The following is an 18,446-nucleotide window of genomic DNA, read 5'->3' as shown; positions in this document are numbered from 1 at the left end:
ATCGCGGCCATGGCCGCTCCCACAAGAGCCGGGTGCGGCGCGTGCCGATTCCGTGCGCCGCGGGCATCCGGTATCTTGACCGGATGACTTCGCAGCCTTCCCCCGTCCCACCCGAAACACCGGCGTCGGGAGACGGGCTGGTCCGCGCGTGGCGCTACCTGTACCGGGTGCCGTTCCTGCTCTGGCACCTCGCGGTCGACCTGCCCGTCACCCTGCTGCTGATGATGCGGCCGTGGGGAGCGATGCGGATCGGCGACTCGCGGCTGGACCATCGCATGGTGCGGGCCTGGTCGTCGGGGCTGCTGCGCGTGTTCGGCATGCGCGTGGCGCGGATCGGCGAGCCGGTGCCGGAAGCGACGCTGTTCGTGGCCAACCACGTCAGCTGGGTCGACATCGTCACCCTGCACAGCCAGCGGATGATGGGCTTCGTCGCCAAGCGCGAGATCGCCGGCTGGCCGCTGGTCGGCTGGCTGGCCACGCGCGGCGAGACGATCTTCCACCAGCGCGGCAGCACCGAGTCGCTCGGCGGCGTGCTGCAGGTGATGCTGGCGCGGCTGCGCTCGGGGCATTCGGTCGGCGTGTTCCCGGAGGGGCGCACGCGCGACGGGCGCGAGGTCGGCCCGTTCCACGCCCGCATCTTCCTGGCCGCGGTCGAGGCCGGCGCGCCGGTGCAGCCGGTGGCGCTGCGCTATGGCAGCGAGGGCAGCGCGCAGACGGTCGTCGCGTTCCAGCCGAAGGAAAATTTCCTGGCCAATTTCATCCGCCTGATCGGCGAGCCGGCGCGGCCGGTGGAAGTGGTGTTCCTGCCGCCGATCGTGCCCGGCGACGCCGAGGGCCGGCGCCGCATCGCCGAACTGGCGCGCGCGCGCATCGTCGCCGCACTGGGGGGCGAACCGGCGCCGGCCGCGCGCGCCTGAGCACGCCGATGCCCGGCCTCCAGCCACCGTCGCGCGAACCCCTGCGCCCCGCCACCGGCGCCGACGACGCACCCACCGGCACCCGCCCCCTGCACGGCGCCGACTACCGGCCGCCGGCGTGGCTGCGCAACCGCCACCTGCAGTCGATCCTGGCCGGCAGCCCGCTGCGGCGCATGCGCGGCGCCTACGGACTCAAGCGCCTGGGCGCCACCAGCAGCGGGCACATGGTCGACGGCGGCGACGGCGTGCGCCTGCACGGCCTGCACACGACGCTGCCGGGGATGCGCCCGCGCGGGCTGGCCCTGCTGCTGCACGGCTGGGAAGGCAGCACCGAGTCGAGCTACATGCGCATGACCGCAGTGCAGCTGCTGCGGCGCGGCTTCGACGTGTTCCGGCTCAACTTCCGCGACCACGGCGGCACCCACCACCTCAACGAGGCGCTGTTCCACTCCAACCGCATCGACGAGGTCGTGCACGCGGCCTGCGACATCGCCCGCCGGTTCCAGCCGCCGGGCACGCCGATGGTGGCGGCCGGGCATTCGCTGGGCGGCAACTTCGTGCTGCGGCTGGCGCTGCGCGCGCCCGCGGCCGGGCTGGAGCTGGCGCGCGTGGCCTCGGTGTGCCCGGTGCTGGATCCGGCGCGGACCATGCTGCAGATGGAGCAGGGCACGCCGATGTACATGCGCTACTTCGAGAAGAAGTGGCGCGAGTCGCTGCAGCGCAAGCGCCGGCTGTTCCCCGAGCAGCACGATTTCGACGACGCCACGCTCAAGCTGCACATGCGCGAGTTGACCGAGTGGCTGGTGCAGCGCCACACCGACTTCGGCTCGCTGGACAACTATTTCGACGGCTACTCGATCGCCGGCGACCGGCTGGCGCCGCTGGCGGTGCCGACCGACATCCTGATGGCCGACGACGACCCGGTGATCCCGATCGGCGACTTCCACCAGCTGGTGCTGCCGCCGCACGCGCGGCTGGAGATCGCACACTGGGGCGGGCACTGCGGCTTCATCGAGAACGCGCGCCTGGACGGCTTCGCCGAGCGCTGGGTGGCGCAGCGGCTGGCGACGGAGGCCGCGCCGGTCGCCTCCTGACGAATCGCTACAATGCGCGGTTCCCGGCCAGCCGCCGCAAGAAGACGCTCCACCATGCACGACGAGATCGAGATCATCGACACCCTGCGCAGCGGCGACGTCGCGCGTGCCATCGCGATGGCGCGCGCCACGATCGAGGCCAGGCCCGATGATCCGCAGGCGCTGCGGGTGCTGGCGATCGCGCTGTCGATGGCCGGCCAGCCCGGCGAGGCGCATCAGGCGCTCGACCGCGCGATCGCGCTGGCACCGCAGGACAGCAGCCTGTACTACCAGCGCGCCGCGCTGCTGGTGTCGGAAAACCGCTCCGGCGACGCGCAGCCGGCCCTCGAGCGCAGCGTCGAGCTCAATCCGAACGAACTGCGTTCCTACGTCATGCAGGCGCAGCTGGCGCTGGGCCAGGGCAACCTGGACGAAGCCGACCGGCTGGCCCGGCTGGCCGCCCGCATCAACCCGGACCACCCGTGGCTGATGACGATCCAGGGCCTGGTCCTGCTGCATCGCAACCAGCTGCCCGAGGCGCACAAGCTGATCGCGCGCGGCGCCCAACTCGCCCCGGACGACATCCAGACCCGCTATGCGCTCGCGCTGTCGTTCCTCGCCCAGGGTCACCTCGCCTTCGCCGAGCAGGCGTTCCGGCGCGTGGTCGCCAAGAACCCGAAGGCGGTGGGCATCCGCCACATGCTGGCCGACGTGATCCGCCGCCAGGAGCGCCCGGCCGAGGCGGCGGAGGTGATCGAGGAAGGCCTGGCGCTGGACGACAATTTCCCGCCGGACGTGCTGCGCTACGCCGGCGAGCTGTGGCTGGTCGCCAACCAGCACGAGCGTGCCCTGCCGCTGCTCCGGCGCGCCGTGGCCGGCATGCCCGACGACCGCGTGGCGATGGATGCGCTGATCGAGGCGCTGCGCCGCAAGGGCGACAAGGCCCAGGCGCGCGACGCCGTCGAGGACATGCTCAAGGCCTCGCCGCACGTCGACGGGCTGTGGTCTGCGCGGCTGTCGTTCGAGCCGGAGGGCGGCGACGTCGCCGGCATCGCCGCGCGCTGGCGCGAGGCGGTCCCGGAGTCGGTGCATCCGCTGCACGTGCAGATGTGGCAGGCGATCCAGGACGGCGACCGCGCCGCCTCGCGCGCGCTGGCCGAGCAGATCATCGAACGCGAGCCGGGCCACGTGGCCGCGCAGAGCGAGATCATCGAGCAGCTGTTCAACAGCGATCCGGCCGCAGCCGTGGCCCACATCCAGGGCCTGCTGCCGCAGATCCCCGACCCGGAGAACCGGCGCATGGTGCTGGCCTGGCTGGGCCGCGCGCAGGACCGCGCCGGGCAGTACGCCGACGCGGTCGATACCTGGGCCCAGGTGCAGGCGATCACCGGCCCGAAGGCCGTGCCCCTGCCGCCGGCCAGCGGCGACGCCCGGACCTGGCCGCCGGTGGTGGAGGTCGAGGTGGCCGGGTCGCGCCCGGTCTTCCTGTACGGCCCGCCCGGCTCCGGCGCCGAGCGGCTGGTATCGACCTTCCTGCACAACTTCGGCAAGCGCATGGCGGTCGACCGCAACAGCGACCAGCCGCCGCAGGACCCGCTGCAGTTCCCGCAGACCGCCACGCGCCTGGCCTCCGGCGAACTCGACGCGGCGATGGCCGTCGCCGGCTGGCGCGGCGTGCTGCCGCAGCGCGGGCTGGCGTCGGGCGCGGCGCCGATCGACTGGCTCTCGTGGTGGGACAACGCCCTGGTGCCGGTCCTGCGCGAGGGGCTGCCCGATGCGCTGCTGCTGCTGGTGCTGTGCGACCCGCGCGACATGCTGCTCGACTGGCTGCAGCGCGACTCCTTCGTCCGCCATGAAGCCGGCACGCCCGCGCAGATGGCGACCTGGCTGGCCACCGTGCTCGACCAGATCGCGGCGCTGGTGGAGGGCAACTACGTGGCGCACCGTGTGGTGCGCCTGGACGGCATCGCCGACGATGCCGCCGCCATCGCCTCGGCGGTGGGCGCAAGCCTGGACGCGCCGATGTCGCCGGCGCCGGCGCTCGGACCGGGCCGGTTCCCGGCTGGTCGCTGGCGCGAGTACCGCGAGGCGCTGGCCGAACCCTTCGCCACGCTCGCCCCGGTGGCGCGGCGGCTGGGCTATCCGGACAACTGACCGACCGCAGGAGGACACCCCATGCGCATCCACAGCAGCAGCTTCGACAATGGCGGGCCGATTACGGCCGAATACGCCCTCGGCGCGCCGGACGGCTTCGGCGGCAACCGCAACCCGCAGCTGGCCTGGGACGACGTGCCCGACGGCACGCGCTCGTTCGCGCTGCTGTGCATCGACGCCGACGCGCCGACCGATCCGTCACTGGCCGGCCGCGACGACGTGCAGATCCCGGTCGCGCACCCGCGCGGCGAGTTCGTGCACTGGGCGATGGCCGACATCCCCGCCGACGTGCGCGAGATCGCCGCCGGCAGCTGCAGCGACGGCGTCGACAAGGGCGGCAAGCGCGCCCCGAAGGGTCCCGCCGGGGCGCGCCAGGGCCTGAACGATTACACCGGCTGGTTCGCCGGCGACGCCGACCTCGGCGGCGATTACTTCGGCTACGACGGCCCGTATCCGCCACCGAACGACCTGCGCGTGCACCGCTACTTCTTCCGCCTGTTCGCGCTCGACGTCGATGCCCTCGACCTGCCCGGACGCTTCACCGCCGGCGATGTGTTCCGCGCCATGCACGGCCACGTGCTGGCCGAGGCCTCGGTGCACGGCAGCTATTCGCTGCATCCGGACAACGCCGCCTGAGCGCGGCGGACGGCACGGCCGCCTAGGGAGCGTCGTCGGCCGGGACCAGCGCCGACTCCACCACCATGTCGAGCACGTAGGCGACCGACGACGCATCCGCCGGCACCGGCCCGGGCCTGTCGAACTTCTTCAGCCGCAGCACCTTGCGCTCGCCCTCGCGGAACTCGAAGCCCTCGATGTCGCCGTAGAACGCCTCCCACTCGCCGGGCGGCTGCTTGACGCCCTTGTCGTCGTAGCGGATCTCGCGCACCTGCAGGCATTGGTGGTCCGGCATTATCGGGTGGTGGCACTCGATGCGCTGCGGCGCGACTTCCATGAACACCGTTTCGCCCTCGCCGCCGTAGCGCGTTTCGGCGGTGGCTTCGCCGATCCACTCTGTGGTGCTGCCGTCGGCGGCAACCAGCCGCAGCCGCGGCGGCGTGCCTTCTTCGAAATGCACCGCCTGCGGCTGTGCCAGCAGCGCGGCGATCGCCGTGTCGGCGTCCATCAAAGGCGCCTCGCACGCCATCTGCGTGGACACCAGCCGACCGATCTCCAGCTTGCCGCCGTCGCCGACGTCGTAGCGTCCGCCCTGGCCGTTGCAGCCGCCGGAGACCGAGACGCGGCCGTCGGCGAAGTCCAGCGTCAGCACGTGGTCGGCGCCGGGGAACAGTGCCTCGATGCGTGCGCCGCCGGCGTCGGTGGCCGATGCCAGCCGCCAGTGGTAGCCGGCGAGCGTCGCGGTGTCGGCCACGGCCGGTGCAGGGGCCGCAGTCGCGTTCGCGGCGGGCGTCGCGCCGGTGGGTCCGGGCGCCGGCGCGTTCTGCGCGCAGGCGGCCAGGGCCAGGGCGAAGGGAAGCAGCATCATGTTCTTCATGTCCACGGAACTCCGTGCGGGGGAATGCCTGCCAACGTGCGGCCGCGCCGTGCGGGGTTGATCAGCCGGCGGTTGCGGCGGCGGCCGGCACCAGCAGCAACAGCGCCGCGCCCAGCGCCACGCGGTAAACGGCGAACGCGGTGAAGCGGTGCGACTGGATGTAGCGCAGCAGCCATTTCACCGCGATGAAGGCGGTGATCGCCGAGGCGACGAAGGCGACCGCCAGCGCGGTCCAGTCCTCGTTTGCCGCCTCGCCGCTGCGGACCACGTCGACCAGCTCGTAGGCGGTGGCCGCGAACATCGTCGGGATGCCGACCAGGAACGCGAACTCGGTCGCCGCCACCCGGCTGGTGGTGCCGAACAGCAGTGCGACGAAGATCGTCGCCGCCGAGCGCGAGGTGCCGGGGAACACGCCGGCCACCACCTGCGCGACGCCGACCAGGATCGCCACCGTCCAGCTGATCGCGCTGCGTTCGCCCAGCGCCTGCGCGCGCTTGGCCGCGAAATGTTCGGCCACGACCATCCACACGCCGCCCAGGATCAATGCCCAGGCGATCGGCTCCACCCGGTCGGGCAGCTCGAAGCCGAGCTTCTTGACGAGCAGCCCGAGCACGCAGGTCACGCCGAACGCGACCCCGAGCTTGAGCGCGTAGTCGCGCGCCCGTGCCGGGTCCATCGCGATCCCGGCCGGATCGTGCGCCGCGGGCGCGCCGCGGCCGAGGAAGCCCATCGCCAGGTCCCACAGCCGCTGCCGGTAGATCAGCGCGATCGCGAGGATCGCGCCGGCCTGGATCGCGATGTTGAACAGGTCGCTGCGGTGCCCCAGCCACTGCTCGGCGATCAGCAGGTGCCCGGTGCTGGAAATCGGCAGGAACTCGGTGATGCCTTCGATGATGCCCAGCAGCAGGGCGGCGAGGAGGTCGGTCATGGGTGGGGGCGCGGGTTAGGGGATCGGGACTCGGGACTCGGGACTCGGGACTCGGGACTCGGGACTCGGGACTCGGGACTCGGGACTCGGGACTCGGGACTCGGGACTCGGGACTCGGGACGAGGCTCCGCCCCGTCTTTGATCGGATCGTCATTCCCGCGCAAGCGGGAACCCGGTGGCGTGACGGCGCCGCAGCATAGCGGAAAGCCACGACGCACCAGAATCGGGCAAGCTGCTGCTTGTTTGCACCACATCAGTGCAATTCAATCTCTCGGCATGCCGAATGGCCAATAAAATCAAATGCTTGCATCAGTAAAATCTTGGCACGCCCCTTGCAAATACCAACGCAGACGCAAATCCGACCAAGTCCGGAGTCCCGGAGTCCCGGAGTCCCGGAGTCCCGGAGTCCCGGAGTCCCGGAGTCCCGAGTCCCGGATCCTAGATCCCCAGCCCCAATCCCCAACAACCACGGCCCCCCATGACCACCCAGATCGAAAAACTCATCGCCGACCACCACGTCGAATTCATCGACCTGCGCTTCACCGACATGCGTGGCGTGCAGCACCACGTCACCTATCCGGCCTCGATCATCGAGCCGGGGCTGTTCGAGGACGGCAAGATGTTCGACGGCTCCTCGATTGGCGGCTGGCGCGGCATCCACCAGTCCGACATGGTGCTGCTGCCCGACCCGGACACCGCCTTCCTCGACCCGTTCACCGCCGATCCGACGCTGGTGCTGACCTGCGACGTGCTCGATCCGACCACGATGCAGGCCTACACCCGCGACCCGCGCGGCATCGCGCGCCGCGCCGAGGCGTTCCTCAAGTCCAGCGGCATCGCCGACCAGGCCTTCTTCGGCCCGGAGCCGGAGTTCTTCATCTTCGACTCGGTGCGCTACGCCAACGAGATGGGCCACACCTTCTTCCACATCGACTCCGAGGAAGCGCACTGGAATTCCGCGCGCGAATACGAAGGCGGCAACACCGGCTACCGCCCCGGCATCAAGGGCGGCTACTTCCCGGTTGCCCCGCTCGACTCGCTGCACGACATCCGCGCCGAGATGTGCAAGACGCTGGAAGCCGTCGGCATCGAGGTCGAGGTGCACCACCACGAAGTCGCCAACGCCGGCCAGTGCGAGATCGGCACCAAGTTCAACTCGCTGGTGAAGAAGGCCGACGAACTGCTGACCACCAAGTACGTGATCAAGAACGTCGCCCACCGCAACGGCAAGACCGCGACCTTCATGCCCAAGCCGATCGTCGGCGACAACGGCAGCGGCATGCACGTGCACCAGTCGCTGGCCAAGGGCGGGACCAACCTGTTCAACGGCGACGGCTACGGCGGCCTGAGTCAGACCGCGCTGTGGTACATCGGCGGCATCTTCAAGCACGCACGCGCGATCAACGCCTTCGCCAACGCGACCACCAACTCCTACAAGCGCCTGGTGCCGGGCTTCGAGGCGCCGGTGATGCTGGCGTACTCGGCGTCCAACCGCTCAGCCTCGTGCCGCATCCCGTACGTGGCCAACCCCAAGGCGCGCCGGGTCGAGGTGCGTTTCCCCGACGCGATGAACTCCGGCTACCTGATCTTCGCCGCGCTGATGATGGCCGGGCTGGACGGCATCAAGCACCAGATCGACCCGGGCGGCCCCAGCGACAAGGACCTGTACGACCTGCCGCCGGAAGAGGAGAAGGGCATCCCGACCGTGTGCCACTCGCTCGACCAGGCGTTGGAAGCGCTGGACGCCGACCGCGAGTTCCTCAAGGCCGGCGGCGTGATGACCGACGACTTCATCGACGCCTACATCGGGTTGAAGATGAAGGAAGTCACCGCCTTCCGCGCGGCGACGCATCCGCTCGAGTACCAGATGTATTACGCGATCTAGAGGCGGGATCGGGAATGGGGAACGGGATTGCGTTCCCTGTTCCCCGCGGCGTGATGCCACGGTGGGAGCGGCTACAGCCGCGAAGCTTTGATCGGTGATCGACGCGCGCGACCCTGGCGGCCCGCTCCGAATCACGAAGCACCGGTCACTCCGGAAGCTCGCGGCTGTAGCCGCTCCCACCGGGACCGCCCGGCCTGCCATGGCCGGGCGGTTGCATTCCCCGCGCCCACGCGCTGCAATGCCGCGCATGCCTGTCCGCCGCCTGATCGTCCTCGCCCTGTTTGCCCTCGTCCTGTCGGCCTGCAGCCACGCGCCGCCGCGCAACCCGATGGCGACCTGGGTGCCGTCGCCCAACCAGGGCCCGCGCCAGCCGATCCTGATCGTCATCCACGCCACCGAACAGCACGGCGTGCCCGAAAGCCTCGACACCCTGCGCACCGCCAACAGCGGCGGCCCGGTCAGTGCGCACTACCTGGTCGGCCGCGACGGCCACCTCTACCAGCTCGTCTCCGACGAACGCCGTGCCTGGCACGCCGGTCCCGGCCGCTGGGGCACGATCACCGACGTCAACTCCGCCTCGATCGGCATCGAGCTCGACAACGACGGCGAATCGCCCTTTACCGACGCCCAGATCGACAGCCTGCTGCGCCTGCTCGACGACCTGTGCAAACGCCACGGCATCCCGCGCACCGCGATCGTCGGCCACGCCGACTTCGCCCCCACCCGCAAGCGCGACCCCGGCTTCCGCTTCCCGTGGAAGCGCCTGGCCGATGCCGGTTTCGGCCTCTGGCCGGACGAACCGCTGGCCGACCCGCCGGCGGACTTCGACCCCTGGCAGGCCTTGCGCCTGCTTGGCTACCCGCTCGAACAGGACGACAGCGAAGGCCACGCCGCCATCGTGCGCGCCTTCCATCGCCACTTCCGCGGCGACGAGAACGACGTGCTCGACGCGCAGGATGCGCGGATCCTGTACTCGCTGACACGCCCGGCGACAGCCGGATAGCTGTCCGTCATCCCCGCGAAGGCGGGGGTACAGTGAAGCGGCCGCTCTTCGTGTCGCGCCCGAAAAAGGCAGTCCGCGACGCCCGCGACGACCGCCTGCGCTGCACTAAGATGGTGCAATGCCCGCTGCCCCGCCTTCGCCGCCGCCGGACCTTGACGTCCTTGCCACGCCGTTGGCGTGGACCGATGCGGACGGCGTCGTGGCCGGCTGCAATCCGGCCTTCGCGCGCTGGCTCGGGGTCGGGGCGCGGCGGCTGCAGGGACTGCCGCTGGCGGCGCTGGAGTTCGAGGGCGACGGACTGGCGCGCTGGCTGGCCGGTGACGCGCCGCAGGAGCAGGTCCGGCTGCGGCGGTTGCCGCTGGCGTTCCCCGGTGCGGCGCCGCGGTTCGCCGATGCCTGGCTGGGGACGCTCGACGGCGGCGGCTGGCTGCTGGAGGCGCATCCAGTCGACGAGTTCCCCGGCGAGGACCCGGTCGTGGCATTGCCGTCGGCGCTGTCGGCCGCGCTCAAGGGGCTGGCGCACGAGCTGCGCAACCCGCTGGCCGGGCTCAAGGGCGCGGCGCAACTGTTGGCGCGGCGCGCGGACGACGCGCAGTCGCGCGAGCTCACCGCGCTGATCGGATCGGAGGTCGATCGCCTGGCGCAGCTGGTCGAGCGCCTGCTGTCGCCCGCGCCGCCGCAGCCGCACGCGCCGGTCAACATCCACGCCGTGCTCGAACGCGTGCTGCGGCTGGCCGAGTCCGACGCCGGTTGGGCGGTGAAGCTCGCGCGCGATTACGACCCCAGCCTGCCCGAGCTCGACGGCGACCAGGACCGCCTCGTGCAGGCCGCCTGGAACCTGGTGCGCAACGCGATCGAGGCTGGTGCGGCCAACGTCATCCTGCGCACGCGCGCCGAGCACGCCGTGCGCATCGGCGACGAGGTGCATCCGCTGGCACTGCGGCTGGAAATCGTCGACGACGGCCGCGGCGTGCCCGAGGCGCTGGCCGGACAGGTGTTCCTGCCGCTGGTGTCCGGACGCGCCGAGGGCAGCGGCCTGGGCCTGGCGCTGGCGCAGCAGGTCGCGCGCGAGCATCGCGGCTCGCTGGCCTACCGCTCGCGGCCCGGGCACACGGTGTTCACCCTGCTGCTGCCGGTGCGCGAGCCGGGGACCGATACGCCGGCGCCCTCGCGCTGAGCGCGGCGACCGGCGCAGCGGCCGGCACCAGGTTCGTCCGTAGCATTAGGGTCGTCCCCAGCTTGTTGCACCCGGATGCGGCTTTCAGACTTGGCTCGTTCTTCGCGCACCGGCATCGTCGGCGCCGCGATCCCGGATCAAGCAGCAAAAAGGAGCCTCGCATGTCACTTTCCCTGGATTCCGGCGCCCTGAACTCGCGCGCGTCAGACGACGGTTCGATCTGGGAAAAGCTCGGCAAGGCAATCGGGCAGATCGAAAAGCCGGAAACGCCATTCGTGACCGGCGAGGGCGATGCCAACGCGGTCGACCCCAACGACGTCAAGCAGGACGGCTACGGCAGTTGCGGCGTGCTGTCGACGCTGGAGACGATCGCGCAGCAGAACCCGGCCGCCATCCAGGGGATGATCCAGGACAACGGGGACGGCACCTACACCGTGACGTTCCAGGAGCGGGCCGAAGACGGCAGCTGGCAGGAGGTCGAGGTGACGGTCAGCGGGCCGTTCGACGGCGGCGCAGCGGACCCGTCCGGCGACGTGAATTCCCGCGGCGAGCAGGAGATCTGGCCTGCCATCATCGAAAAGGCCTACGCGCAGCAGTACAAGAGCGACGATCAGCACTACAGCAGCGGCGTGTTCCCCAGCGACGTGATGGAACACATCCTTGGTGCGGACGCGGATGTTGCCGCGCCGGACCAGGTCAGCTTCGCCGACATGGAACAGAAGCTCGACGACGGCGAGGCGGTGGTTGCGTGGACCGCCGGGTTCGACACCAAGGAGCAGCAGGCCCTGGCGCAGCAGTACGGCATCTCCGGCGGCCACGCCTACAGCGTCAGCGACGTGGTGCCGGCCGGCACGCAGTACACCGATCCGAACACCGGGCAGACGATGACCGCCACCGAGGACATGGTGATCCTGGACAACCCCTGGGGCCATGGCGACGTCGTCATGCCGTACTCGGATTTCCAGACCGCCTACTACCGGGTCGACAGCGCGCCGACACACTGATCGGCCGCCCGTGCCCGACGTTCCACGGCGCCCTCCGGCACGTGTGTAGAATCGTGGCGACCGTCCGACCAGGCCCTCCGATGCGCCGCAAGCCGCTGTTGCTGCAGGCCTGCCTGCTTGCCGGCGTTGCCGTCGGCGGCGCGTCCTGCGTCGCGCCGGCACCATCAATGGGAGCATCCAGCAGCCAAGCCATGAGCCAGGAACTCGAGATCGTGCAGGGCAGGACCCTGCGCTACGGCGGGCAGGCGGTGCTCGGCTTCGTCGACGTGTTCGAGGCCGGCAAGGCCTCGCTCGACCTGTGGCACGAGGGCGAGAAGCTGTGGCTGGCGCGCCTGCAGGTCGGTCGTGGGGACATCTTCCCGGTCGGTGGGCATTTCCTGCGGGTCGCCGAGCTGCTGGAAGCGGACGAGGGCACGCGGGCGCGGTTGCGGCTGGACGAGGTCGCCGACGCAGGCGGGCTGCGGGCCGCGGACGCCACGCATCCAGTGCTGGTGGAAGGCGGCGTGCTGGAGGTCGGCCTGAGCCGGGTGGCCTTCGCCGGCGAACCGGCGGCCGGTCACGCCCCGGTCGAGGTCTGGCCGAAGGTACAGAAGCGCGAGAAGGTCGCGCCGGCGGACCTGGAGCGTTCGGAGTTGGCCGTCGGCGGGACGCTGGCGTTCGGGAACCGGCGCCTGCAGGTCGTGCGGATCCAGCCGCGCGCCGGCGAAGTACTGGGCTACGTCGAGTTCGAAGTCCTGCCCTGAGGCTGCCGGACAGGCATTGCACTATATTGGTGCAATGCTTCCATCGTGCCGTCCCGATCCGATCACTGCCGCCCGTGCGCGTCGTCGCACGGGCCGTTCGCGCGCGCGCGGGTGGCGGCCGTGACCGGGCCAGGGCCCATTGTCTGGGTCGTCGACGACGACCGCAGCGTGCGCTTCGTGCTGGCCACGGCGCTGGGCGAGGCAGGGTTCCAGGTCACCGGGTTCGAGTCGGCGCAGGCCGCACTGGACGCGCTCGCCACGCGCGCGCCGCCGGCGCTGCTGTTCACCGACGTGCGCATGCCCGGCGACGACGGCCTGGTGCTGCTCGACCGGCTCAAGCACGCCCACCCGCAGCTGCCGGTGGTGGTGATGTCGGCCTATACCGATGTGGCCAGCACCGCCGGTGCGTTTCGCGGCGGCGCGCACGAGTTCCTGTCCAAGCCGTTCGACCTCGACGACGCGGTCGCGCTGGCCGGACGCGTGCTGGCGCAGGGCGACGAAGGCGATGCGGCGCCGGAACCGGCGCCCGGCGTGGACGACGACGCACTGGTCGGCGACACGCCGGCGATGCGGCAGCTGTTCCGCGCCATCGGCCGCCTGGCGCAGGCGCCGGTGTCGGTGCTCATCACCGGCGAGACCGGCACCGGCAAGGAGCTGGTCGCGCGCGCGCTGCACCGCGAATCGCCGCGCGCGCGGCGGCCGTTCGTCGCCCTCAACACGGCCGCGATCCCGGCCGAACTGCTGGAGAGCGAGCTGTTCGGCCACGAGGCCGGGGCGTTCACCGGCGCCACCAAGCGCCACGTCGGCCGCTTCGAGCAGGCTGACGGCGGCACCCTGTTCCTCGACGAGATTGGCGACATGCCGCTGCCGCTGCAGACGCGGCTGCTGCGGGTGCTGGCCGAGGACGAATTCTTCCGCGTCGGCGGGCGCGAGCTGATCCGGGTCGACGTGCGCGTGGTCGCCGCCACCCACCAGGACGTCGAGGCGCTGGTCGCCGACGGCCGCTTCCGCGGCGACCTGCTGCACCGCCTGGACGTGGTGCGCCTGCACCTGCCGCCGCTGCGCGAGCGTCGCGGCGACGTGCCGGCGCTGGCCGAGCGCTTCCTGCAGGCCGCGGCCATGCGCCTGGAGTCGCCGCCCAAGCGCTTCGGCAAGGCCGCGCTGGAGCGCCTGCAGGGCCACGGCTGGCCCGGCAACGTGCGCGAGCTGGAAAACCTGTGCTGGCGGCTGGCCGCGCTGGCGCCGGGCGACACGATCACCGCCGCCGACCTCGACGGCGCGCTTGCCGCGCGCCGCGCGCCGGCGCAGGACTGGGACGACGCGCTCGCCGCCTGGACGCGGGAGCAGCTGGCGGCAGGCGCCAGCGGCCTGCACGCACGGGCGCTGGAACGCTTCGACCGCGCGCTGCTCGATGCCGCGCTCGAACACACCGGCGGCCGCCGCGCCGAGGCCGCGCAGCGCCTGGGGCTGGGCCGCAACACGATCACCCGCAAGCTCGGCGCGGGTCGCCGGCGCCGCTGAGGTGGCCGCCGGCGCCATTCATCCAGCCTGAACCCGGCGCGCGCTAGCGTGCGCCCACCAGAAGCAAGGAGCCTCCGTCATGACCATGCACCACCGCCACCACCTGCTTGCCATCGCCGCCGCGTGCGTGCTCGCGGCCTGTTCGACCACCGCGGAGAAGAGCCAGCCGGCCTCGACGTCGACGGCCGAACCCGCGGCGGCCACCAGCACCGCCAGTTCGGCGACGGTCAATCTCGCCCCGGCGTCGGGCAGCCTGGTCAGCGGCAAGCTCAACATGATGCCGATGGACGACGGCGTGCACATCACCGGCCAGGTCGGCGGCCTCGGCGCCGGCCAGACCCACGCCATCCACGTGCACGAGACCGGCGACTGCAGCGCCGCCGACGCCAGCAGCGCGGGCGGCCACTTCAATCCCACCGGCAACGAGCACGGCCGCGCCGGCACGCCGGTGCACCACGCCGGCGACATGGACAACATCGTCGCCAACGCCGAAGGCGTGGCCGACATCAACATCCACCTGGCCGGCGTGAGCCTGGGCGGCGGCGCGGCCAACGACATCGCCGGCCGCGCGGTGATCGTGCACGCCGCGCCCGACGACTACACCTCGCAGCCGGCCGGCAACGCCGGTGCACGCGTGGCCTGCGGGATCATCACCCCGGCGCCGTGACCGGCCCGGTCGCGGCCCGATGAGGCACGCCATCCGCGAAGCCGTCGCCGAAGACCGCGACTGGCTTGCCGACTGCGCCGTCGCCATGGCGCTGGAGACCGAGCACAAGCAGCTCGATCCCGGCGTCGTGCGCGCCGGCGTCGGTGCCGGCATCGCCGACCCGGCGAAAGCCCGCTACTTCGTGGCCGTCGACGCGGGCGGCGCGCGAGCGGGCACGCTGATGCTCACCCGCGAATGGAGCGACTGGCGCAACGGCGACTGGTGGTGGATCCAGAGCGTGTACGTCGTCCCGGGGCAGCGCCGGCAGGGCGTGTTCGCAGCGCTGTACCGCCACGCCGAGGCGCTGGCGCGCGAGACACCCGGCGTGGTCGGGTTGCGGCTGTACGTGGAACGCGGCAACGATGCGGCCCGGCGAACGTATGCCGCGCTGGGCATGGCCGACGCAGGCTACGACATCCTCGAGGCCCCGTTGCGCTAGCGCCCCGATTCACTGCTTCCGTTCCCGGGCAGGTTCCGGGCGGCATGCCGGGAGGATCAAGGGCGTTTCGCCCCCCAGGCAACCTAGGCTGCGACCGAAGGGCCTTTCAGCTCGATCGTGTTGCCATCGGGGTCCGCGAAGTAGAGGGAGGGCCCATCGCCCTCGGCGCCGAAATTGATCCCGGCGGCGCCCGCGGGCACGACGCCATGCCTGTGCAGGTGCGCGACGAGGTCGTGTTCGTTGAAGGGCTCGATGCGCAGGCACAGGTGGTCGACGTTCCTTGCGTCTTTTCCGGCGGCCGCGCCGCCGCGTGAGCCAAGCGTTCCGTCGACGCTCACCAGGTCGATCATCGAGGCGCCGGCCCGCAGATGGACCAGGCCCAGGTGCTCGCGCTGCCTGGCGACTTCGCATCCGAGGACGTTGCGGTAAAAGTCGATGCTTCTGGTCAGGTCGGCGACACGGAAGACGACGTGATCGATGCGCTGGACCTGGAACGGCGTCTTCATTGCGGATTCCATGGAGTCGGAGGGCCTGCCAGGCGCTACAGCTCGCCGGCCGGATCGCCCTGGCAGTGCGCGAACATCACCGGCACGCCGTGCGCGCGCAGTACCGCGGCGAACTGGCGCTGGCGCGCCTGGTAGTGGGCGAAGCCGCGCTGCAGGCGTTCGTCGTCGGCGTCGTCGGCGTCATCGCCAACCCCGCTGCCGCCGCCGGCCCCGCCGTTGCGGGCGTGCCAGGCGTGCCGGGTCAGCAGGGCGATGCGGGCTTCGTTGTCGACGTAGCGCAGCAGCGGTTCGGGCGGGGCGTCGAGCCAGGCTTCTCGGTCGGGCGAGAGCAGGGCGGTTTCCAGAACCGGCCACAGCGGCGCCAGGCCGGCGTGTTCGTACTGCATCGCCATCAGCGCGCACAGGTCGTGCATGGTCAGGTAGCGGGCGTGCTCGACCTGCAGGCCGAAGGCTTCCTGTGCCAGCAACGCGGTGTCGGCGCCGGCCATGCCGAGTTCCATCAGGTCGCGTTCGCAGGCCTCGCCGACTTCGCGCGCGACATCGGCGTCGCCGGCCAGCGACCACGGCACCAGCCGCAGCGGGCCTCCGGCGTAGTCGGGCGCGGGCGACAGTGCGCCGGGCAGGCGGCCTTCGTGGCTGCCGAAGGCGATGATCCGGCCGCCGCCATCGCCGCGGCCGCCGGGCGCGCGGGCGCCGAGCTGGTCGAGCTCGCGGTGGACCGGCCAGCCGGGGCGCAGCAGTTCGACCGGGTCGTAGTGGGCGCCGGCGGTGGTCAGGTCCAGCGCGGCGGCCTGCGGCGAGAACCTGGCCAGGTCGCGGGCGATCGCCGCGCCGAGTTCGCCGGCCTCGCGCTGCGGCAGCGCGTCGCGCGCGGCGGCGCTGCCGGGCGTCAATTCCAGTGCCAGCGCACCGAGGACATGGAGGATTGCCTTGCTCATCGCCTGCTCATGATTGGCCGTGCACGGTCACGGCGCTAGACTCATTCCCATTATGGCCCGCCGCGATGGCAGGCCCGCAACGAGGTAGTCCCGATGCTGCATGGCCGCCCCGTCGCCGTCCTCGGCGGCGTCCGCATTCCCTTCTGCCGCCAGAACACCGCCTATGCCGACGTCGGCAACCTCGGCATGTCGGTCCGCACGCTCGGTGCGCTGGTCGAGAAGTTCGGCCTGCACGGGCAGCAGCTGGGCGAGGTGGCGCTGGGCTCGGTCATCAAGCACCCCAGCGACTGGAACATCGGCCGCGAGGCCACGCTGTCCTCCGGCCTGTCGCCGCTGACCCCGGGCATCACCCTGCAGCGCGCCTGCGGCACCTCGCTGGACGCGCTGATCACGATCGGCAACAAGATCGCCACCGGCCAGATCGAGGCGGGGATCGGCGGCGGCTCGGACACCACGTCCGACGTGCCGATCGTCTACGGCCAGAAGCTGCGCCGACGCCTGCTGGAAGCCGCGCGCGGCAAGACCTTCAAGGACAGGCTGGCCGCGTTCAAGGGCTTCCACCTGCGCGAGCTCAAGCCCGAGTTCCCGGGCGTGGCCGAGCCGCGCACCGGCAAGAGCATGGGCGACCACTGCGAGGACATGGCCAAGGAGTGGAACATCTCGCGCGACTCGCAGGACGAGCTGGCCGTGGCCTCGCACCACAAGCTCGCCGCCGCCTACGACCGCGGCTTCTTCGACGACCTGGTGGTGAGCTTCCGCGGCGTTTCGCGCGACAACATCCTGCGCGCCGACACCTCGATCGAAAAGCTCGCCACGCTCAAGCCCGCCTTCGACAAGAGCTCCGGGCGCGGCACGCTCACCGCGGGCAATTCCACGCCGCTGACCGACGGCGCCGCCGCCTGCCTGCTGTCCACCGACGAGTGGGCCGCCGCGCACGGCCACGAGGTGCTGTGCCACATCCGCGACGCGCAGACGGCCGCGGTCGACTTCGTCCACGGCGAAGGCCTGCTGATGGCGCCGACCATTGCCGTGCCGGAGATGCTCGCGCGCAACGGGCTGACCCTGCAGGACTTCGACCTGTACGAGATCCACGAGGCCTTCGCCGCGCAGGTGCTGTGCACGCTGCGGGCGTGGGAGAGCGAGGACTACTGCAGGAACCGCCTCGGCCTGGACGCGCCGCTGGGGAAGATCGATCCCGCGAAGCTCAACATCAATGGTTCCTCGCTGGCCACCGGCCACCCGTTCGCGGCCACCGGCGCGCGCATCGTCGCCAGCGCGGCGAAGGAGCTGAAGCAGCGCGGTGGCGGGCGATGCCTGGTGTCGATCTGTACCGCCGGGGGCATGGGGGTCGTGGCGATCCTGGAGCGTTGAGAGCTTGGGACTCGGGACTCGGGACTCGGGACTCGGGACTCGGGACTCGGGACTCGGGACTCGGGACTCGGGACTCGGGACTCGGGACTCGGGACTCGGGACTCGGGACAAGCGTTGCGCTCTTGTCTGTTTTCACCGGCTTTCAGAAGCTCGCGGCTGAAGCCGCTCCTACGGGGCGGTGGCGAGGGTCTGGCGGATGGCGGTTTCGGCCGCGCGCCGGATGGCCGGCCAGTTGCGGGTGCCGTCGGCGCGGCGGACGCGGCGGCGCGGCATGCGGGCGCGCACCAGCCGGGCGCGGCGCCAGCTGCGGGCGGGGGAGGGTACGAACACCGCGACGACTTCGCCGTTGAAGCCCGCGCGCCTGTCCACGCGGCCCTGCGCATCGAGTTTCCCGTACAGCGGCTTGGCGGCGTAGTAGCCGAGCAGGCGCGCATCCGCGCCGTCGCCCTGGCGCAGCGGGTGGAAGTCGTGCGGGTGCAGCGGATAGCGGAACCAGTGCGCGAAGCCGGATAGCGTGCGGCGCAGGTCGGCGGGATCGAGGGAGCGGGGCAGGGGCATGGGGGCAGCTCTTGCAGGAGCGGCGGAAGCC

General features: G+C 71.5%; 18 protein-coding genes. 13 read left to right on the top strand and 5 right to left on the bottom strand.

The window, feature by feature from the left end:
• Positions 1-83 precede the first annotated feature (83 nt).
• The 4 genes from ABD679_RS00465 (at position 84) to ABD679_RS00450 (ending at position 4,780) form a co-directional block, all read left to right on the top strand.
• Complete coding sequence (locus ABD679_RS00465; protein ID WP_344758224.1) at positions 84-917, top strand: lysophospholipid acyltransferase family protein; 834 nt, start codon at positions 84-86, stop codon at positions 915-917.
• A gap of 89 nt (positions 918-1,006) precedes the next feature.
• Positions 1,007-2,011 carry a YheT family hydrolase gene (locus tag ABD679_RS00460; RefSeq protein ID WP_344758223.1) on the top strand — a complete coding sequence of 335 codons (1,005 nt, stop codon included), beginning with the start codon at positions 1,007-1,009 and terminating at the stop codon, positions 2,009-2,011.
• A 54-nt stretch (positions 2,012-2,065) separates the two neighbouring features.
• On the top strand, positions 2,066-4,144 hold the full coding sequence (locus tag ABD679_RS00455) for a tetratricopeptide repeat protein (RefSeq protein ID WP_344757955.1): 2,079 nt from the start codon (positions 2,066-2,068) through the stop codon (positions 4,142-4,144).
• A gap of 21 nt (positions 4,145-4,165) precedes the next feature.
• Complete coding sequence (locus tag ABD679_RS00450; protein WP_344757954.1) at positions 4,166-4,780, top strand: YbhB/YbcL family Raf kinase inhibitor-like protein; 615 nt, start codon at positions 4,166-4,168, stop codon at positions 4,778-4,780.
• Positions 4,781-4,802: 22 nt separating this feature from the next.
• On the opposite strand, the gene ABD679_RS00445 is transcribed toward ABD679_RS00450, so the two are convergent.
• Complete coding sequence (locus ABD679_RS00445) at positions 4,803-5,636, bottom strand: DUF4377 domain-containing protein (RefSeq protein ID WP_344757953.1); 834 nt, start codon at positions 5,634-5,636, stop codon at positions 4,803-4,805.
• 61 nt (positions 5,637-5,697) lie between these two features.
• Positions 5,698-6,564, bottom strand: a complete 867-nt coding sequence (locus tag ABD679_RS00440; protein WP_344757952.1) for an undecaprenyl-diphosphate phosphatase — start codon at positions 6,562-6,564, stop codon at positions 5,698-5,700.
• A 478-nt stretch (positions 6,565-7,042) separates the two neighbouring features.
• Here ABD679_RS00440 and glnA point away from each other — a divergent pair, with 478 nt between their 5' ends.
• The 8 genes from glnA (at position 7,043) to ABD679_RS00400 (ending at position 15,042) form a co-directional block, all read left to right on the top strand.
• On the top strand, positions 7,043-8,449 hold the full coding sequence (glnA, locus tag ABD679_RS00435) for a type I glutamate--ammonia ligase (RefSeq protein WP_344757951.1): 1,407 nt from the start codon (positions 7,043-7,045) through the stop codon (positions 8,447-8,449).
• A gap of 247 nt (positions 8,450-8,696) precedes the next feature.
• Positions 8,697-9,452 carry an N-acetylmuramoyl-L-alanine amidase gene (locus ABD679_RS00430; protein ID WP_425561814.1) on the top strand — a complete coding sequence of 252 codons (756 nt, stop codon included), beginning with the start codon at positions 8,697-8,699 and terminating at the stop codon, positions 9,450-9,452.
• Positions 9,453-9,570: 118 nt separating this feature from the next.
• Positions 9,571-10,629, top strand: a complete 1,059-nt coding sequence (locus ABD679_RS00425) for a two-component system sensor histidine kinase NtrB (RefSeq protein WP_344757949.1) — start codon at positions 9,571-9,573, stop codon at positions 10,627-10,629.
• 161 nt (positions 10,630-10,790) lie between these two features.
• Positions 10,791-11,633: a C2 family cysteine protease gene (locus ABD679_RS00420; protein ID WP_344757948.1), complete on the top strand. Its 843-nt coding sequence runs from the start codon at positions 10,791-10,793 to the stop codon at positions 11,631-11,633.
• A 191-nt stretch (positions 11,634-11,824) separates the two neighbouring features.
• On the top strand, positions 11,825-12,376 hold the full coding sequence (locus ABD679_RS00415) for a hypothetical protein (RefSeq protein WP_344757947.1): 552 nt from the start codon (positions 11,825-11,827) through the stop codon (positions 12,374-12,376).
• Between the two features lie 111 nt (positions 12,377-12,487).
• Positions 12,488-13,897 carry a nitrogen regulation protein NR(I) gene (ntrC, locus tag ABD679_RS00410; protein ID WP_425561823.1) on the top strand — a complete coding sequence of 470 codons (1,410 nt, stop codon included), beginning with the start codon at positions 12,488-12,490 and terminating at the stop codon, positions 13,895-13,897.
• 85 nt (positions 13,898-13,982) lie between these two features.
• Positions 13,983-14,564 (top strand): superoxide dismutase family protein, encoded by a 582-nt coding sequence (locus ABD679_RS00405; RefSeq protein WP_344758222.1) that lies wholly within the window; start codon positions 13,983-13,985, stop codon positions 14,562-14,564.
• A gap of 19 nt (positions 14,565-14,583) precedes the next feature.
• On the top strand, positions 14,584-15,042 hold the full coding sequence (locus ABD679_RS00400) for a GNAT family N-acetyltransferase (RefSeq protein WP_344757944.1): 459 nt from the start codon (positions 14,584-14,586) through the stop codon (positions 15,040-15,042).
• Positions 15,043-15,125: 83 nt separating this feature from the next.
• On the opposite strand, the gene ABD679_RS00395 is transcribed toward ABD679_RS00400, so the two are convergent.
• Together ABD679_RS00395 and ABD679_RS00390 are read right to left on the bottom strand one after the other, a co-directional pair.
• The gene (locus tag ABD679_RS00395) at positions 15,126-15,548 is read right to left on the bottom strand and encodes a VOC family protein (protein ID WP_344757943.1); all 423 of its coding nucleotides are present in this window, start codon (positions 15,546-15,548) and stop codon (positions 15,126-15,128) included.
• A gap of 35 nt (positions 15,549-15,583) precedes the next feature.
• Positions 15,584-16,486, bottom strand: coding sequence for a hypothetical protein (locus ABD679_RS00390; RefSeq protein WP_344757942.1), 903 nt, complete (start codon positions 16,484-16,486; stop codon positions 15,584-15,586).
• Positions 16,487-16,579: 93 nt separating this feature from the next.
• Between ABD679_RS00390 and ABD679_RS00385 the strand changes: the two genes are divergently transcribed.
• Positions 16,580-17,857 (top strand): acetyl-CoA C-acetyltransferase, encoded by a 1,278-nt coding sequence (locus ABD679_RS00385; RefSeq protein ID WP_344757941.1) that lies wholly within the window; start codon positions 16,580-16,582, stop codon positions 17,855-17,857.
• Positions 17,858-18,025: 168 nt separating this feature from the next.
• Here ABD679_RS00385 and ABD679_RS00380 read toward each other — a convergent pair whose 3' ends face one another.
• Positions 18,026-18,415 carry a hypothetical protein gene (locus ABD679_RS00380; RefSeq protein ID WP_344757940.1) on the bottom strand — a complete coding sequence of 130 codons (390 nt, stop codon included), beginning with the start codon at positions 18,413-18,415 and terminating at the stop codon, positions 18,026-18,028.
• Positions 18,416-18,446 lie beyond the last annotated feature (31 nt).

The organism is Luteimonas lutimaris (assembly GCF_039537065.1).
Taxonomy (GTDB): domain Bacteria; phylum Pseudomonadota; class Gammaproteobacteria; order Xanthomonadales; family Xanthomonadaceae; genus Luteimonas; species Luteimonas lutimaris.
Note: the sequence above shows the minus strand (reverse complement) of the source record. Positions and strands in the feature narration are given on the sequence as shown.

Coding starts and splice junctions, on each gene's coding strand:
- glnA (WP_344757951.1), top strand. CDS start 7,043: ATGACCACCCAGATCGAAAAACTCATCGCCGACCACCACGTCGAATTC.
- ABD679_RS00415 (WP_344757947.1), top strand. CDS start 11,825: ATGAGCCAGGAACTCGAGATCGTGCAGGGCAGGACCCTGCGCTACGGC.
- ABD679_RS00395 (WP_344757943.1), bottom strand. CDS start 15,548: ATGAAGACGCCGTTCCAGGTCCAGCGCATCGATCACGTCGTCTTCCGT.
- ABD679_RS00425 (WP_344757949.1), top strand. CDS start 9,571: ATGCCCGCTGCCCCGCCTTCGCCGCCGCCGGACCTTGACGTCCTTGCC.
- ABD679_RS00400 (WP_344757944.1), top strand. CDS start 14,584: ATGAGGCACGCCATCCGCGAAGCCGTCGCCGAAGACCGCGACTGGCTT.
- ABD679_RS00420 (WP_344757948.1), top strand. CDS start 10,791: ATGTCACTTTCCCTGGATTCCGGCGCCCTGAACTCGCGCGCGTCAGAC.
- ABD679_RS00405 (WP_344758222.1), top strand. CDS start 13,983: ATGCACCACCGCCACCACCTGCTTGCCATCGCCGCCGCGTGCGTGCTC.
- ABD679_RS00455 (WP_344757955.1), top strand. CDS start 2,066: ATGCACGACGAGATCGAGATCATCGACACCCTGCGCAGCGGCGACGTC.
- ABD679_RS00440 (WP_344757952.1), bottom strand. CDS start 6,564: ATGACCGACCTCCTCGCCGCCCTGCTGCTGGGCATCATCGAAGGCATC.
- ABD679_RS00445 (WP_344757953.1), bottom strand. CDS start 5,636: ATGAAGAACATGATGCTGCTTCCCTTCGCCCTGGCCCTGGCCGCCTGC.
- ABD679_RS00450 (WP_344757954.1), top strand. CDS start 4,166: ATGCGCATCCACAGCAGCAGCTTCGACAATGGCGGGCCGATTACGGCC.
- ABD679_RS00465 (WP_344758224.1), top strand. CDS start 84: ATGACTTCGCAGCCTTCCCCCGTCCCACCCGAAACACCGGCGTCGGGA.
- ABD679_RS00430 (WP_425561814.1), top strand. CDS start 8,697: ATGCCTGTCCGCCGCCTGATCGTCCTCGCCCTGTTTGCCCTCGTCCTG.
- ABD679_RS00380 (WP_344757940.1), bottom strand. CDS start 18,415: ATGCCCCTGCCCCGCTCCCTCGATCCCGCCGACCTGCGCCGCACGCTA.
- ABD679_RS00390 (WP_344757942.1), bottom strand. CDS start 16,486: ATGAGCAAGGCAATCCTCCATGTCCTCGGTGCGCTGGCACTGGAATTG.
- ABD679_RS00385 (WP_344757941.1), top strand. CDS start 16,580: ATGCTGCATGGCCGCCCCGTCGCCGTCCTCGGCGGCGTCCGCATTCCC.